The organism is Streptomyces sp. NBC_01198, from assembly GCF_036010485.1.
Taxonomy (GTDB): Bacteria; Actinomycetota; Actinomycetes; order Streptomycetales; family Streptomycetaceae; genus Actinacidiphila.
The window spans coordinates 5,768,746-5,784,791 of record NZ_CP108568.1; the positions used below are offsets into that span (position 1 = coordinate 5,768,746).

Annotated in this window: 15 protein-coding genes; 8 read left to right on the top strand and 7 right to left on the bottom strand. The window is 71.6% G+C overall.

Annotated elements, in window-relative coordinates; all coding sequences use genetic code 11:
- Positions 1 to 53 precede the first annotated feature (53 nt).
- From OG702_RS25660 to OG702_RS25670, 3 genes are all read right to left on the bottom strand, one after another.
- Positions 54 to 1,064 carry a ketoacyl-ACP synthase III gene (locus OG702_RS25660; protein ID WP_327291295.1) on the bottom strand — a complete coding sequence of 337 codons (1,011 nt, stop codon included), beginning with the start codon at positions 1,062 to 1,064 and terminating at the stop codon, positions 54 to 56.
- Positions 1,061 to 2,029, bottom strand: a complete 969-nt coding sequence (locus tag OG702_RS25665) for an ACP S-malonyltransferase (protein WP_327291296.1) — start codon at positions 2,027 to 2,029, stop codon at positions 1,061 to 1,063. Before OG702_RS25665 ends, OG702_RS25660 begins: the two co-directional genes overlap by 4 nt.
- 89 nt (positions 2,030 to 2,118) lie before the next feature.
- The gene (locus OG702_RS25670) at positions 2,119 to 3,324 is read right to left on the bottom strand and encodes a PucR family transcriptional regulator (RefSeq protein WP_327291297.1); all 1,206 of its coding nucleotides are present in this window, start codon (positions 3,322 to 3,324) and stop codon (positions 2,119 to 2,121) included.
- A gap of 80 nt (positions 3,325 to 3,404) precedes the next feature.
- Here OG702_RS25670 and OG702_RS25675 point away from each other — a divergent pair, with 80 nt between their 5' ends.
- Positions 3,405 to 4,103 (top strand): pirin family protein, encoded by a 699-nt coding sequence (locus OG702_RS25675; protein ID WP_327291298.1) that lies wholly within the window; start codon positions 3,405 to 3,407, stop codon positions 4,101 to 4,103.
- A 347-nt stretch (positions 4,104 to 4,450) separates the two neighbouring features.
- Here OG702_RS25675 and OG702_RS25680 read toward each other — a convergent pair whose 3' ends face one another.
- A complete protein-coding gene (locus OG702_RS25680; RefSeq protein WP_327291299.1) occupies positions 4,451 to 5,263 on the bottom strand; it encodes a serine hydrolase domain-containing protein in 813 nt (270 codons plus the stop codon).
- 175 nt (positions 5,264 to 5,438) lie between these two features.
- Here OG702_RS25680 and OG702_RS25685 point away from each other — a divergent pair, with 175 nt between their 5' ends.
- Both OG702_RS25685 and OG702_RS25690 read left to right on the top strand, forming a co-directional pair.
- The gene (locus tag OG702_RS25685; RefSeq protein WP_442814534.1) at positions 5,439 to 5,906 is read left to right on the top strand and encodes a MerR family transcriptional regulator; all 468 of its coding nucleotides are present in this window, start codon (positions 5,439 to 5,441) and stop codon (positions 5,904 to 5,906) included.
- Entirely contained in the window at positions 5,906 to 6,922 is a 1,017-nt protein-coding gene (locus OG702_RS25690; RefSeq protein WP_327291300.1) for an aldo/keto reductase, read from the top strand. The genes OG702_RS25685 and OG702_RS25690 overlap by 1 nt, the downstream gene beginning before the upstream one ends.
- 3 nt (positions 6,923 to 6,925) lie before the next feature.
- On the opposite strand, the gene OG702_RS25695 is transcribed toward OG702_RS25690, so the two are convergent.
- The 3 genes from OG702_RS25695 to aceE form a co-directional block, all read right to left on the bottom strand.
- On the bottom strand, positions 6,926 to 7,648 hold the full coding sequence (locus OG702_RS25695) for a DUF4429 domain-containing protein (protein WP_327291301.1): 723 nt from the start codon (positions 7,646 to 7,648) through the stop codon (positions 6,926 to 6,928).
- A 97-nt stretch (positions 7,649 to 7,745) separates the two neighbouring features.
- The gene (locus OG702_RS25700) at positions 7,746 to 8,927 is read right to left on the bottom strand and encodes an alpha/beta hydrolase (protein WP_327291302.1); all 1,182 of its coding nucleotides are present in this window, start codon (positions 8,925 to 8,927) and stop codon (positions 7,746 to 7,748) included.
- 248 nt (positions 8,928 to 9,175) lie between these two features.
- Positions 9,176 to 11,923, bottom strand: a complete 2,748-nt coding sequence (gene aceE, locus OG702_RS25705; RefSeq protein WP_327291303.1) for a pyruvate dehydrogenase (acetyl-transferring), homodimeric type — start codon at positions 11,921 to 11,923, stop codon at positions 9,176 to 9,178.
- Between the two features lie 417 nt (positions 11,924 to 12,340).
- On the opposite strand from aceE, the gene OG702_RS25710 reads away from it, so the two are divergent.
- The 5 genes from OG702_RS25710 (at position 12,341) to OG702_RS25730 (ending at position 16,045) form a co-directional block, all read left to right on the top strand.
- On the top strand, positions 12,341 to 12,781 hold the full coding sequence (locus tag OG702_RS25710) for a DUF3052 domain-containing protein (RefSeq protein WP_033175114.1): 441 nt from the start codon (positions 12,341 to 12,343) through the stop codon (positions 12,779 to 12,781).
- A 283-nt stretch (positions 12,782 to 13,064) separates the two neighbouring features.
- A complete protein-coding gene (locus OG702_RS25715; RefSeq protein WP_327293371.1) occupies positions 13,065 to 13,541 on the top strand; it encodes a peroxiredoxin in 477 nt (158 codons plus the stop codon).
- Between the two features lie 71 nt (positions 13,542 to 13,612).
- On the top strand, positions 13,613 to 14,188 hold the full coding sequence (locus OG702_RS25720; RefSeq protein ID WP_073494229.1) for a TerD family protein: 576 nt from the start codon (positions 13,613 to 13,615) through the stop codon (positions 14,186 to 14,188).
- Positions 14,189 to 14,218: 30 nt separating this feature from the next.
- Positions 14,219 to 14,794, top strand: coding sequence for a TerD family protein (locus OG702_RS25725; protein ID WP_327291304.1), 576 nt, complete (start codon positions 14,219 to 14,221; stop codon positions 14,792 to 14,794).
- Between the two features lie 60 nt (positions 14,795 to 14,854).
- Positions 14,855 to 16,045 (top strand): DUF475 domain-containing protein, encoded by a 1,191-nt coding sequence (locus tag OG702_RS25730; protein ID WP_327291305.1) that lies wholly within the window; start codon positions 14,855 to 14,857, stop codon positions 16,043 to 16,045.
- Position 16,046 lies beyond the last annotated feature (1 nt).

Sequence of the window (16,046 nt, forward strand, 5' to 3'; positions counted from 1 at the left end):
TGTGTACCGATGGCGCGGCGGGCGGGACTGCGGCGCCGCGAGGGTGTGTGTGACTAGGGGAGAGTAACCACAGTCGCCGCGTAGACCAGACCCGCCCCGAAGCCGATGACCAGCGCGGTGTCCCCGCTCTTGGCCTGGCCGGTGGCGAGCAGCCGCTCCATGGCGAGCGGAATGGAGGCGGCGGAGGTGTTACCCGTGGTCTCGACGTCGCGGGCCACGGCGACGTGCTCGGGGAGCTTCAACGCCTTGATCATCGAGTCGATGATCCGCATGTTCGCCTGGTGCGGGATGAAGGCGTCGAGCTGGTCCGCGGTGATCCCGGCGGCGTCCAGCGCCTCCTGGGCCACCTTCGCCATCTCGAAGACCGCCCAGCGGAAGACCGCCTGGCCCTCCTGCGTGATCGACGGAAAACGCACCTGCTCGCCGGGCGTGTCCCGGTAGACCTCCCAGGAGACGGTCTGCTTGATCGTCTCCGACTTGTCGCCCTCGGAGCCCCACACCGTCGGGCCTATGGCGGGCACGTTGGACGGGCCGACGATGACCGCGCCCGCGCCGTCGCCGAACAGGAAGGCCGTCGCGCGGTCCTCCAGGTCCGTCAGGTCGCTCAGCCGCTCGACGCCGATCACCAGCACGTAGCCGGCGGTGCCGTCGGTGACCATGCCCTTGGCGAGGGTCAGCCCGTAGGTGAAGCCCGCGCAGCCCGCCGAGATGTCGAACGCGGCCGGCTTGCCCGCACCGATCCGGTGCGCGATGTCGGTGGCGACCGCGGGGGTCTGCTTGAAGTGCGAGACGGTCGCGACGACGACGGCGTCGATGTCCGAGGCGCTGATCCCGGCGTCGGCGATGGCCTTGCCGCCGGCCGCCAGCGACATCTCCGCCACCGTCTCGTCCGGGCCCGCCCAGTGCCGGCTGGCGATGCCCGACCGCGACCTGATCCACTCGTCGCTGGAGTCGATGTGCTCCAGGATCACCTGGTTGGGCACCACCCGGGTGGGGCGGTAGCCGCCGACGCCGAGGATCCGTGCGTAGGGCGCGCCCTTGCTCGGGCTGATCTTCGCTGTCATCGCTGCAACGGCTCCTGTTCGGGTGAGGCTTCGGGTACGGCGTCCGGGGCAGCGGCTTCGGCCGCCGCCTCGGCCACCAGCGCGCGGGCCGCGTCGAGGTCGTCGGGCGTCTTCAGCGCCAGCGTCCGCACCCCGGGCAGCGCCCGCTTGGCCAGACCCACCAGCGTGCCGCCGGGCGACACCTCGATGATCGCGGTGACCCCGCGCTCCTTGAACGTCTCCATGCACAGATCCCAGCGCACCGGATTGGACACCTGGGCGACCAGACGGCGTACGACGTCGGCGCCGTTGCCGACCGCCTGCCCGTCCGCATTCGAAACATACGGCAGCGCCGGGTCGGAGACGGTGAGGGAGGGCGCCAGCGCCTCGAGCGTCGCGACCGCGGGGGCCATGTGGGCGGTGTGGAAGGCGCCGGCGACCTTGAGCGGGATGACCCGGGCCTTCTCCGGCTTGTCCGCGGCGAGCGCGGCCAGTTGCTCCAGGGTGCCCGCGGCGACGATCTGGCCCGCCCCGTTCACGTTCGCCGGGGTCAGCCCCAGGCCGGTCAGGTGGGCCACCACCGCGTCCGGGTCGCCGCCGAGCACCGCGGACATGCCGGTCGCGGTCACCGCGGCCGCGTCGGCCATCGCGCGGCCGCGGGCCGCCACGAAGGTCATCGCGTCCTGCGCGGACAGCACCCCGGCCAGCACGGCCGCGGTGATCTCGCCGACGCTGTGCCCGGCGACCAGGTCGGGGGTCAGCCCCAGCTCACCCGCGGACAGCAGGCCCGCGGCGACCAGCAGCGGCTGCGCGACCTTGGTGTCGCGGATCTCGTCCGCGTCCGCCTTGGTGCCGAAGCGGGCGAGATCCAGCTCCGCCGCGGCGGACCAGCCTGCGAGGCGGTCGGCGGCGCCGGGGAGTTCGAGCCAGGGGGCGAGGAAGCCGGGCGTCTGTGCGCCCTGGCCGGGAGCGACGAGTACGAGCACCCTCACACTCTCTCTCGCGGGCGGGGATGACCGCCCGTGGGGACAGGGACCAAGAACTGTCGGGCGATTTGTGGGTGTCCCACAAAGGCTCAGCCCGGGCGCTCCGCATCGGAGAGCCTGCCCAGGATGAGGGCGATGCGCAGTGTGAACGCCGAACGCACGTCGGAGGGTGACCATCCGGTGACATCGGTCACACGTCGCAGCCGGTAGCGGACGGTATTGGGGTGCACGAAAAGCATCCGCGCGGCCCCTTCGAGGGACGACGCCTGTTCGAGATAGACACTCAGCGTCTCCAGCAGCGCGGAGCCCGCTTCTTCCAGGGGCCTGTAGATCTCCTCCACCAACTGCTCACGCGCATGGCGGTCACCCGCCATCGCACGCTCCGGCAGCAGATCGTCGGACGACACCGGCCTCGGCGCGTCGGGCCACGCGTGGCAGGCCCGCAGCCCGGCCGCGGCGGCCTGCGCGGAGCGCGTCGCCGACAGCAGGTCGCCCACCACGGGACCGGCCACCACCGGGCCCGCCGCGAACGGGCCGATCAGCGCCTTCGCCACCCGCAGCGGGTCGTCGTCGCCGCCCGCGACCACCACCAGGCGCTCACCGAGCACGCCGGTCAGCACCTGCAGCTTCGCGTGCCGGGACGCCCGCCGGATCGCCTCGACGGTCAGCTCGCTGTCGCCGCTCGGCGCGGTGCCGAGCACCACGACGATCTTGTCCGGCGAGTTCCAGCCGAGCGCGGCGGCCCGGGACAGCACGCCCTCGTCGGCCTCGCCCGACAGCACCGCGTTGACGACCAGCGACTCCAGCCGCGCGTCCCACGCGCCGCGCGCCTCGGCGGCCTGCGCGTACACCTGGGCGGTGGCGAAGGCGATCTCCCGCGCGTAGACCAGCAGCGCCTCGCGCAGCACCGCCTCGTCGCCGGGCGCGGCGACCTCGTCGATCGCGGCCTCCATCACCTCGATCGTGGTCCGCACCATCTCCACGGTCTGCCGCAGCGAGATCGCCCGGGTCAACTCCCGCGGCGCGGTGCCGAACACGTCCGTGCTGATCGCCTGCGGCGCCTCGGGGTGCCGGAACCACTCGGTGAACGCGGCGATGCCGGCCTGCGCCACCAGGCCGATCCAGGAACGGTTCTCCGGCGGCATCGCCCGATACCAGGGCAGTTGCGCGTCCATCCGCGCGATGGCGTTCGCGGCCAGTCGCCCGGCGGACTTCTCCAGCCGGCGCAGCGTCGCGGAGTGCTCCCCGCGACCGGGTTCGGCGGGGGTTTGCGGTGACTGCGTGGCGTTCGGCACGAAGCCAAGCCTATGGGGTCGGTTTTTCCGGCTTCCCGCGGCGGCGGGGCGCCGCCGGTCCCGGCGTCTACCGTAGGGGCATGATCGACGTACGCCGGGGCGCCGACCGCTACTCCGGCGGAGAGCCGGACGCCGGGATCGACACCCGCCACGCCTTCTCCTTCGCCGGCTTCTACGACCCCGGCAACGTGCGCTTCGGGCCGCTGGTGGCCTGCAACGAGGAGCGGCTCGCGCCGGGCGCCGGATTCGCCGAACACGCGCACCGTGACACGGAGATCGTCACCTGGGTCATCGAGGGCGAACTCGAACACCGGGACGCCGGCGGGCGGGTCGCGCGGCTGCTTGCCGGCGACGCGCAGCTGCTGGGCGCGAGGGGCGGGGTGCGGCACGAGGAGCGCAACGCGGGGAGCGGGCCGTTGCGCTTCCTGCAGATGTGGCTGGAACCGGACGTCTTCGGGGGGCCGCCCGAATACGCCGCGGTGACCTCGCCGGTCGGGCGGGGGGCGGGGCTCACGCTGCTGGCCTCGGGAGAGCCAAGCGCTGCGGCGCCGCTGCGGCTGCGCCGCCGGGGTGCCGCCCTGTGGGCCGGCCGCCCCCTCGCCCCCGACCAGGTGGCGCTGCCCCCGGCCCCCCTGGCCTACCTCCACGTCATCCGCGGCACGGTGCGCCTGGGCGGCGAGCTCCTCCACCCGGGCGACGCGGCCCGGCTGTCCGGCCCGCCGACCCTCCCCCTCCACACCTCCCCCGCCACGGATTTCCTCCTCTGGTCCCTCCCCTGACCCGGGCGGTTGCCCCTGTCTGTCGCGCAGTTCCTCGCGCCCCCGGATAACGCTTGCCCGCTGCGGCAGAAGGGCGAGGCCCCTGGCAGGGGAAAACGCTGGGCGCAGGTGGAACCGCGCCCGAAGGGGCGCGGGGAACTGCGCGCGCAACCACCGCGGTGGGAAAGCAGCACGGCCACCGCAAGGGGCAGCCCCCCCAGGGGCGCGGGGAACGGCGCGCCCAGCCGGGACGGTGGGAAAGGAAGCAACGCCACCGCAAGTGGCACTCACCTCAGGGGCGCGAGGAACTGCGCGCTCAGCCGAGACGGCGGGGCGGAGAGGTCGGGTGCAGGCGCAGGCGCAGCCGGTTAGGTGAGGTCGGAGAGGACCGCGTCGGTGAGGGCGGGCCAGAGGGGGATGGCCCAGGGGCCGAAGGGGCGGTCGGTGAGGGCGGCGCACGCCGCACCCGCGGCGGGGTCGAACCAGAGGAACGTGCCCGCCTGCCCGAAGTGGCCGAAAGTCGTGGGGGCGGACCGCGCCCCGGTCCAGTGCGGCGACTTGTGGCCGCGGATCTCGAACCCGAGCCCCCAGTCGTTGGGGTTCTGCGGCCCGTACCCGGGCAGCACCCCGCGCAGCCCGGGAAAGGAGACCTCCCTGGCCAGCGCCACGGAGGACGCGTCCAGCAGCCGCGGCGCCAGCACCTCCGCCGCGAACCGCCCGAGGTCCTCGGCGGTGGAGACCGCGCCCGCGGCGGGCGAGCCGTCGAGGGTGGTGTTCGTCATCCCGAGCGGCTGGAGCACCGCCTCCTGGAGGTAGGACGCGAAAGGTATGCCCGCCGCCTTGGCGATCGTGTCGCCGAGGACCTCGAACCCGGCGTTCGAGTAGATCCGCCGGGTGCCGGGCGCGGCCTGCACCCGGTGCTCGTCGAAGGCCAGCCCCGAGGCGTGCCCGAGCAGGTGCCGCACGGTGGACCCGGGAGGTCCCGCCGGGTCGTCCAGCTCGAAGACGCCCTCCTCGTACGCGACCAGCGCCGCGTAGGCGACCAGCGGCTTGGTCACCGAGGCGAGCGCGAAGGAGTGCCCCTGCGGCCCGTACGACCCGGCCAGGGTGCCGTCCCGGCGGACGACGACCGCCGCCGCGTTCGGCACCGGCCACTGATCGATCAACCGTAGGCTGTCCATATGGTGAGCTTAGGGCCTGTCGTGCGGGTCTCCGTTGGGGGGAGGAGCGGCGTCGACCGACGACAACGCGGCAGGTGTGCGTACCGGGCGCCGCGACGGCGCGGAGATCCACCCGGGCGGGCCCTGATGGCCCGCTCTTGCCTGGAGTGCACTCCAAGGTCTTAGCGTGGAGGCCATGACGGTCGTGGAGATGGTGAACCAGGAAACCGGCCCGCTGGCGGTGTGCGTCGCGGAGGATCCGCACCCGCGCCCCGACGGCAGGGACCAGTACACGATCAGCGAGGTCGCCGCCTTCACCGGTATGAGCGCGCACACGCTGCGCTGGTACGAGCGGATCGGGCTGATGCCGCACGTGGACCGTTCGAACACCGGGCAGCGCCGCTTCAGCAACCGTGACCTCGACTGGCTGGCCTTCGTGGGCAAGCTGCGGCTGACCGGGATGCCGGTCGCCGACATGGTGACGTACGCCGGGCTGGTCAAGGCCGGCAAGCGCACCGAGCCGCAGCGCAAGGCGCTGCTGGAGGCGACCCGGGCGGACGTGGTGCGGCGGATCGCCGAGCTGCAGGACACCCTCACGGTGCTCGACTACAAGATCGGAACGTACGCGGGCGCCGAGCCGGCGCCGGAGAGGACGGGCGCCTGATGTCGGCCGCACGGATCGGGACGGTACAGCTGGGTACGGACGGGCCGCAGGTCGGCGTCCAGGGCCTGGGCTGCATGGGGATCAGCGAGTTCTACGGCGCCACCGACGAGGCCGCGGCCCGCGAGACGCTGGAGACGGCGCTGGGCGCCGGGGTGACGCTCTACGACACCGCGGACATGTACGGCCAGGGCGCCAACGAGGAGTTCCTGGCCCCCTTCGTCAAGGCGCACCGCGACGAGATCACCCTTGCCACGAAGTTCGCCAACGAGCGCAGGCCGGACGACCCGGCCTACCGGGCGATCCGCAACGACCCGCCCTACATCCGGCAGGCCGTGGACGCCAGCCTGCGCAGGCTCGGCGTCGAGATCATCGACCTGTACTACATGCACCGGCGCGACCCCGGCGTGCCGCTGGCCGAGTCGGTCGGCGCGATGGGCGAGCTGGTGGCGGCGGGCAAGGTCCGCCACCTCGGCCTGTCCGAGGTGACCGGCGCCGAGCTGCGCGAGGCGCACGCGGTGCACCCGATCGCCGCGGTCCAGTCCGAGTGGTCGCTGTTCAGCCGGGACGTGGAGCGGTCCGTGGTGGGCGCGGCGGCCGAGCTGGGCGTCGCCTTCGTGCCGTACTCCCCGCTCGGCCGCGGCTTCCTGACCGGTGCCTTCCAGGACGCCGCGAGCGAGCTGGCGGACGGCGACATGCGGCGCCGCCAGCCCCGCTTCACCGGCGAGAACGCCCGGCACAACGCGGACCTGCTCGCGCCCGTCCGCCGGCTGGCCAAGGCACACGAGGCCACCCTCGGCCAGATCGCGCTGGCCTGGGTCCACCAGCAGGCGCGGGTGCACGGCCTGACCGTGGTGCCGATCCCGGGCACCCGCAGCTCGGCCCGGGTGCTGGAGAACACCGCGGCGGCCGCGATCACCCTGGACGCGGCGGAGCTGGCCGAGCTGGAGCCGATCGCGGCGCAGGTCGCCGGCGACCGCTACCCGGACATGAGCACCACGGCGACCGTCCGCGAGTAGCCGTTACGGCTGCTGCCGCAGGCGGACCGACCGGATGGCGGCGAGCACGGCCGCCGCGAACGGCAGCGACTCGTGCACCAGCCCGTAGCCGAGGCCGAAGACCACGGCGGTGGGGTCCTGGTCGGGCTCGCCCGGCTGCTCCCCGCCGCCGTCCCTGCGCAGCAGCCGCAGATAGCCGTGCAGCATCTCCGGGGAGCGCCAGTCGACGCCGCTGAGCTCCTCGACCGGGAAGCTCTGGTCGCCCGCCTTCCACTTCGCCGTGGACGCGCCGGTCCAGAACCAGCGGAAGCTCACCGTGCGCCCGTCGAAGAGGGCCTTCGCGTCGTAGGCCTTGAAGGACCGCGGCGCCGCCGGGGCGTCGACCAGGAAGCGGGTCGCCGCCTCACCGGGACCGCCGATCTTCGCGCGTAGCTCGTCGCGGTAGAACTCCGCCAGGGTGCCCGACTGCTCCGGCAGGACCAGGCGGTACGGGTCGGCGCTGTCCTTCAGCTGGCCCGCGGCCGCCTCGACCAGCGGGTCGGCTCCGGCGCGCGGCACCGCCCTGAGCACCACATGGCCGCGCCGCCCCTCCGCCAGCTCCACCGACTCCAGTGCGGCGTGCGGCACCCGCCGCTCGCCCAGCGCGTGCAGCAGCCGCGCTCCCCGTGCCCCCCGGCTGTACCGGATCACGACTGCGTCGGGCTCGAACTCCCATACGGCATTGGTTCCGGCCAGAACATCGCCCATACGCGTCAGCTTATTGCGCGAAGCGCACTCCGGGCAGGTTTGTGCCCCCGGGCGCCGCGAATCCCCCGCACCCGCGGGACGGGCGTGACTGGCGGGGTCAGATGAGACCGGATGTGCAGGTCGGAGCCGTGCTGTCGCCGCAGACGACGCCTGCGTAGGAGCCGAGCGCGATGTCGGTGAAGTTGGCCAGGCTGGTGGTGTCCGGCGCGAAGTACCCGGGGTGGCCGGCGGCGCCCCGCGCGCTGACGACCCGGGCGCCGAACTTCCTGGAGACCGGATCCGTACCGTGGCCGAGGCCGGCGAACTCCAGGTGCGGGACGTCCTCGATCCAGTCGCTGCTGTCCCGGGCGGCCCACACGTTCGCCGTGGTGTGCAGTTGCGCGGCCCGCCGCACGTGCATGCCCGGGCTGCCGAAGACGGTGATGTCGGCGATCTGGCCGCCGGCCAGGCCGGGCGCGGCGACCCCGCACAGCACCGAGCCGTAGGAGTGGCAGAACAGCGACACCCGCTGCCGCCGCGGCAGCGCGCTGAGCAGTGCCTGGAGCCGGGTCGCGCCGTGCTCGGCCAGATTCGCGGTGGACGCGTCGAGACCCACCCCGCTGGGGGTCACGTAGTCGGCCCAGGCGATCACCGCCGCCTTCGCGCCGGGTTCGGCGGCCTGCTCGCGCCGGTAGAGCGCGCGGGCCATGCCGACCGGCGCCCGATAGGTCTTGGTCTCCCGCTCGAACGTGAGGATGTTGGTGTCCACCCCGGGCACCACGACCGCGACCCGCGTGGCGGTCGCCAGGTCGCCGAAGACCTCGGCGGCCCGGCCCGCGCCGCTGGGGTCGAAGGCCAGGATCTGCCGGTGCCCGGCGAGCAGCGAGGTGTAGCGCTCGGCCCGCCGGGCGGCGTCCTTGCGGCCGGCCGGGGTCAGCGTGTTGCCCGAGGCGCGGGCCCGCTCGCCGGCCCTTGCCCTGGCCAGCTCGTAGCGGTTGGCCCGGTAGCGCAGGGCGGGCGGCACGCCGTTGAGGTTGCCGACGACCAGCGGGTGCCGGCGGGCCAGGCGCAGCGCCTGCGGGTGGGTGAGCGAGGCGAAGAAGCGGGCGACGGCGCCAGCCGGCGCGCTGTCCGGGTCCGGCAGCCGGTGGCCGGCGACGGTGGCGCGCATCCACGCCGAGACCGCGGCGGTCCGCAGGTCGGCCGGCCCGTGCGGGCGTACCGCCGTCCAGCCGGTGGTGCCGAGTATGACGAAGACGACGGCGAGCGCCAGCAGGGCACGCAAGGAGGTGGGGCTCATACGCGCTTCGAGGAGGGTCACTCGCGGATGCCTCGCGGGGGGAGGGCGGAGCCGGGGAGCCGGGCACGGACGGCCGCCCGTGCCGGGAGCACGGGCGGCCGGGCCAGCGTAGAAGATCGGCGGCGCCCCGCGGACGCGGAAGGACCCGGATCAGGTTTCGCGGGCGCGTGATCCGGGAGGAAAGGACGGCCGAAAACGCCGGAGCCCCGGCCGGCGGGCTGCCGGTCGGGGCTCCGTGACGGGTGCGGTCAGGCGTCGCCGCCGGCCGCGCCGGGGTCGGCCGCGGCCACGTCGAGCAGCTGATAGCGGTCCACGGCCTGCTTGAGCACCGACCGGTCGATCTTCCCGTCGCGCGCCAGTTCGGTGAGCACCGCGAGCACGATCGACTGCGCGTCGATGTGGAAGAAACGTCGTGCGGCGCCGCGCGTGTCGGCGAAGCCGAAGCCGTCCGCGCCGAGCGAGCTGTAGCGACCCGGCACCCAGCGGGCGATCTGGTCGGGCACCGAGCGCATCCAGTCGGAGACCGCCACGAACGGCCCCTCGGCCCCGGACAGCTTGCGGGTCACGTACGGGACCTGCTGCTCCTCCTCGGGGTGCAGCAGGTTGTGCTGCTCGACGGCGACGGCGTCGCGCCGCAGCTCGTTCCATGAGGTCGCGGACCACACGTCGGCGCGTACGTTCCAGTCCGCGGCGAGCAGCTGCTGCGCCTCCAGCGCCCACGGCACCGCCACGCCGGACGCCATGATCTGCGCCGGGATGGCACCGGACTCGCCGGCCTTGAAGCGGTGGACGCCCTTGAGGATGCCCTCGACGTCGACGTCGGCCGGCTCCGCCGGGTGCTGGATCGGCTCGTTGTAGACGGTCAGGTAGTAGAAGACGTCCTCGCCCGGCTTGCCGTCCGCGGTGGCGCCGTACATCCGGCGCAGGCCGTCCTGCACGATGTGCGCGATCTCGAAGCCGTACGCGGGGTCGTAGGCGACGCAGGCCGGGTTGGTGGACGCCAGCAGCTGGGAGTGACCGTCGGCGTGCTGCAGGCCCTCACCCGTAAGGGTGGTACGCCCCGCGGTGGCGCCCAGCACGAAGCCGCGCGCGAGCTGGTCGGCCATCTGCCAGAACTGGTCGCCGGTGCGCTGGAAACCGAACATCGAGTAGAAGACGTAGACCGGGATCAGCGGCTCGCCGTGCGTGGCGTACGCCGAACCGGCGGCGATGAGCGACGCCGTACAGCCCGCCTCGGAGATGCCGTCGTGCAGCATCTGCCCGGTCGGCGACTCCTTGTACGCCAGCAGCAGCTCGCGGTCGACCGACTCGTACTGCTGCCCGAGCGGGTTGTAGATCTTCGCGCTCGGGAAGAACGCGTCCATGCCGAAGGTGCGGTACTCGTCGGGGGCGATCAGCACGAAGCGCTTGCCGATCTCCTTGTCCCGCATCAGGTCCTTGAGGACCCGCACGAAGGCCATGGTGGTGGCGATGGACTGCTGTCCCGAGCCCTTCTTCGCCGTCGCGTAGGCCTTGTCGCCGGGCAGCGGCAGCGGCTTGGCGCGGACGATCCGGGTCGGCACGTAGCCACCGCAGGCCTTGCGGTGGTCGTGCATGTACTGGATCTCCTCGGAGTCGCGCCCCGGGTGGTAGTACGGCGGGTAGCCCTCGTCCAGCCGCTGGTCGGTGATCGGCAGGTGCAGCCGGTCGCGGAAGCGCTTGAGGTCGTCGACCGTGAGCTTCTTCATCTGGTGGGTCGCGTTGCGGCCCTCGAAGTTCGGCCCGAGCGTCCAGCCCTTGATGGTCTGGGCGAGGATCACCGTCGGCTGGCCCTTGTGCGCCAGCGCCGCGGTGTACGCCGCGAAGATCTTGCGGTGGTCGTGGCCGCCGCGCCCCAGGTGCAGCACCTGCTCGTCGGTCAGGTTCTCGACCATCTTGCGCAGCCGCTGGTCGTCGCCGAAGAAGTGCTCGCGGATGTACCCGCCGGACTCGGTGGCGTACGTCTGGAACTGGCCGTCGGGGGTGGTGTTCATCTTGTTGACCAGCAGGCCGTCGCGGTCCTGGGCCAGCAGCGGGTCCCAGGAGCGGTCCCAGACCAGCTTGATCACGTTCCAGCCGGCGCCGCGGAACTGCGACTCGAGCTCCTGGATGATCTTGCCGTTGCCGCGCACCGGGCCGTCCAGCCGCTGCAGGTTGCAGTTGACCACGAAGGTCAGGTTGTCCAGGCCCTCGCGGGCGGCGATGGACAGCTGGCCCAGCGACTCCGGCTCGTCCATCTCGCCGTCGCCGAGGAAGGCCCACACGTGCGAGCCGGAGGTGTCGGCGATGCCGCGCGCCTCCATGTAGCGGTTCATCCGGGCCTGGTAGATCGCGCCGAGCGGGCCGAGGCCCATGGACACGGTCGGGAACTCCCAGAAGTCCGGCATCAGCCGCGGGTGCGGGTAGCTGGACAGCCCGTCGGGCGCCCTGGACTTCTCCTGCCGGAAGCCGTCGAGCTGCGGCTCGCTCAGCCGGTCGAGCAGGAAGGCGCGCGCGTAGATACCAGGGGAGGCGTGGCCCTGGAAGAAGATCTGGTCGCCGCCGAGGCCGTCGTCCTTGCCGCGGAAGAAGTGGTTGAAGCCCACGTCGTAGAGCGACGCGGACGAGGCGAAGGTCGCGATGTGGCCGCCGACGCCGATCCCGGGGCGCTGCGCGCGGGAGACCATCACCGCGGCGTTCCACCGGGTCGCGTTCAGGATGCGCCGCTCGATCTCCTCGTTGCCGGGGAAGAACGGCTCGTCCTTGGTCGCGATGGTGTTCACATAGTCGGTGCTGCGCATCTCGGGCACCGCGACGCGCTTCTCGCGCGCGCGTTCGATGAGGCGGAGCATCAGATAACGGGCACGCTCACGGCCGCGCTCGTCGATGGCCGCGTCCAGCGAGTCCAGCCATTCCGCCGTCTCCTCGGGATCGAAATCCGGGACCTGGCTAGGAAGGCCGCCAATGATGATCGGGTTGCGATCGGATCCGGAAGCCACGCTTTTCCTTTGCTGCTCGTCGGTGCTCGGTGCTCTACTGGGTCGCGTCGCATCCATCGTGTACCGCGCCGCGCGAAACGTCATCTCTACCCAGTGGTAACCGCAGGGCCTGCGGGACGGCGGCTGCGGGACCGGTGGTCGCCCCTGCGGCCAAACCTGAACTCTACGCCCAGTCGGACGTACGGCCGACTGGCGGTGCCAATCGTGCGCAACACCGGCAAACCGTCGTGAGCTGCGTCACCATTGGGGGTACGGGTTGCGGCGACACGGTCGAATCGTCACTGTTTCGGCGGTCTCGTACGCCGGGTACTTGCGCGATCCGCCGCGCCCGTGTGGACTACCGCCAATAAGTCCGCGTGCGCGCGGGCACACACTGGACTGACACGAACCGACAGTCCCCATGACAGGAGGCAAAGCGTGAGCGCGACCGCGGACCACGCGGAGGAGCGGACCAACCCGGCGAGCCGGCTTGGTTTCGAGCCCGGACAGGTGGTCCAGGAGCTCGGGTACGACGAGGACTGCGACCAGGAGCTTCGCGAGGGGATCGAGGAGCTCACGGGCGAAGAGCTCGCCGATGAGGAATACGACGACGTGCCCGACGCCGTCCTGCTGTGGTTCCGCGAGGACGACGGCGACCTCACCGACGCGCTGGTCGACGCCACATCGACCGTCGATCCCGGCGCCCCGATCTGGCTGATGACCCCCAAGACGGGCCGCGACGGCCACGTCGAGCCCAGCGAGATCGGTGAGGCGGCCCAGACGGCCGGTCTCGCACAGACCAGCAGCGTGAACGCTGCCAAGGACTGGACCGGCAGCCGGCTCGTCACCCCCAAGGCCGCGCGCGCCGGCAAGCGCTAGCCCTTTCCGGCGGGCTTCCCGGCTTCGCGGCCCATCGCCGCGGAGGCGGGGCCCGCGCTTTTTCGGCCCACCGCCGCCGGGCTCGCGGTGCGCTGCCGACTGCCCCACGTGCGTGGCTGGTCGCGCGGTTCCCCGCGCCCCTGTTATGGCTGGTCGACGCGGAAGACGTGCACCGTCACGGGCGCGGGGAACCGCGCGCGCAACCACGGCGGCGGGAAAGCAGGCGACGCCACCGCACGTGGCACTCACCCGAGCCGCGCAGCGAGAAGGCGGGACACTCCCCATGGTCGACATCGGCACCCCGGCCCCGGGCTTCGCACTGCCCGACCAGCACGGCCGCACCACCCGCCTCGCAGACTTCCGCGACGCCAAGAGCGTCGTGCTGGTGTTCTTCCCCTTCGCCTTCACGAGCGTGTGCGCCGGTGAGCTGCAGGCGCTGCAGGCGAACTCCGCCGCCTTCCGGGAGGAGGGCGCCGAGATCCTCGCCGTCTCCTGCGACTCCATGCACACCCAGCGGGTGTTCGCCGACCAGGAGGGCCTGGAGCTCCCGCTGCTCTCCGACTTCTGGCCGCACGGGGCGGCGGCGAGTGCGTACGGGGTGTTCGCCGAGGACAAGGGCTGCGCCCTGCGCGGCACCTTCGTGATCGACCGGGCCGGCATCGTCCGGTGGTCCGTGGTGAACGGCCTGCCGGACGCCCGGGACCTTCATGAGTACGTAAAGGCGCTGGAAGCGGTGCGGTCGACGGGAACCGGTCACTAAGCTCGGCTCGTTGATCGGGCAATCGGCCCGGCGGCCATAACGTACACAATCGAACCGATAGGGGAGGACTCGTGGGAGTCAGCCTGAGCAAGGGTGGCAACGTCTCGCTGACCAAGGAGGCCCCCAATCTCACGGCGGTCGTCGTCGGTCTGGGCTGGGACGCGCGGACGACCACCGGATCCGACTTCGACCTCGACGCGAGCGCGCTGCTGACCAACGAGACCGGCAAGGTGCTCTCCGACCAGCACTTCGTGTTCTTCAACAACCTGCGCAGCCCGGACGGCTCGGTCGAGCACACCGGCGACAACCTCACCGGTGAGGGTGAGGGCGACGACGAGGTGATCAACGTCAACCTCGCCGGGGTGCCCGCCGACGTCGTCAAGATCGTCTTCCCGGTGTCGATCTACGAGGCCGAGTCCCGCCAGCAGAGCTTCGGCCAGGTCCGCAACGCCTACATCCGGGTGCTCAACGCGGCCGACCAGCGCGAACTGGCCCGCTACGACCTGACCGAGGACGCCTCGACGGAGACCGCGATGGTCTTCGGCGAGCTCTACCGGCACGGCGGCGAGTGGAAGTTCCGTGCCATCGGCCAGGGATACGCCTCCGGGCTGCGGGGTATCGCGCAGGACTTCGGCGTCAACGTCTGAGCAGCACCCGCCAAGGGGGAAAGGACCACCATGGGCGTCACGCTCGCCAAGGGAGGCAACGTCTCCCTCTCCAAGGCCGCGCCGAATCTCACCAGGGTGCAGATCGGCCTGGGCTGGAGGGCCCGCTCGACCACCGGGGCCGACTTCGACCTCGACGCCAGCGCGCTGCTGTGCGGCAACGGCCGGGTGCTGGGGGACGACTTCTTCGTCTTCTACAACAACCTGAAGAGTCCGGAGGGTTCGGTCGAGCACACCGGCGACGACCTGACCGGCGGCAGCGGCGGTGACGACGAGACGATCCTGGTGGATCTGACCCTGGTCCCGCCGCAGGTCGACAAGATCGTCTTCCCGGTCTCGATCTACGACGCCGACTCCCGGGTGCAGACGTTCGGGCAGGTCAGCGAGGCCTACATCCGGGTGCTCAACCAGTCGGACGGCGCCGAACTGGCCCGCTACGACCTGACCGAGGACGCCTCGACGGAGACCGCGATGATCTTCGGCGAACTCTACCGCTACGGGGGCGAGTGGAAGTTCCGGGCGGTAGGACAGGGGTACGCGTCCGGCCTGCGCGGAATCGCCCTAGACTTCGGGGTCAACGTTTCGTAAAGCCGCGTACCGCGCGGGGGACCTCGTGGTCACAGGTCACAAGGATTGGGTGGGAAGCACGTGCTCCTCAGAACATTCGGCTGGTCGCTGGGCATCACTGCCGCCGGCCTCGCCCTGGCCTTCGCCCTCTGGGGGTGGAACGGGCTCGCGATCGTGGCGATCCTCTCCGTCCTGGAGATCTCGCTCTCCTTCGACAACGCCGTCATCAACGCGGGCATCCTGCGCAAGCTGAACGCCTTCTGGCAGAAGATGTTCCTCACCGTCGGCGTGCTCATCGCGGTCTTCGGCATGCGGCTGATCTTCCCGATCATCATCGTGGCGATCACCGCGAAGCTGAGCCCGTGGGAGGCGGTCAATGTCGCGATCAACGACCACGACCGCTACGAGAGCCTGGTCACCGGGGCCCACCCGGCCATCGCCGCCTTCGGCGGGATGTTCCTGTTGATGATCTTCCTGGACTTCATCTTCGAGGAGCGCGAGATCACCTGGCTGGGCTGGCTGGAGAAGCCGCTGGCCCGGCTCGGCAAGCTGGACATGCTCTCGGTGGCGATCGCGCTGATCGCGCTGGTCATCGTGGCCACCACGGTCGCCACCGGGGTGCCGGTGCACGGGGGGCACGGCACCATCGACAAGGCCGAGACGGTGCTGCTCGCCGGTGTCGGCGGTCTGATCACCTACCTGGTGGTCGGCGGGGTCTCCGGCTTCTTCGAGGATCGCCTCGAAGAGGACGAGGATGATGACGACGATGACGACGACGCCGGGGACGACCGCGGCGAGGCCGGGCAGGCCGCGGGGAGCGCGCCGGCCAAGAGCGGTCCCACCGCCGGGCAGGTGGCCGGGCTGGCCGGCAAGGCCGCGTTCTTCATGTTCCTGTACCTGGAAGTCATCGACGCGTCCTTCTCCTTCGACGGTGTCGTCGGCGCCTTCGCGATCAGCAACGACATCTTCGAGATCGCGCTCGGCCTCGGCATCGGCGCGATGTACATCAGGTCGCTGACCGTCTACCTGGTCCGCAAGGGCACCCTGGACGACTACGTGTACCTGGAGCACGGGGCGCACTACGCGATCGGCGCGCTGTCGATCATCCTGCTGATCACCATCAAGTACGACGTGAGCGAAGTGGTCACCGGCCTGGTCGGCGTGCTGCTGATCGCTGCTTCGTACTGGTCGTCGGTGGTACGCAACCGCCGTCTCGGGGAAGGATCCCATGAGTCGGACGACGACAAGACGGAAGTGAAGACCGGCGTATGAC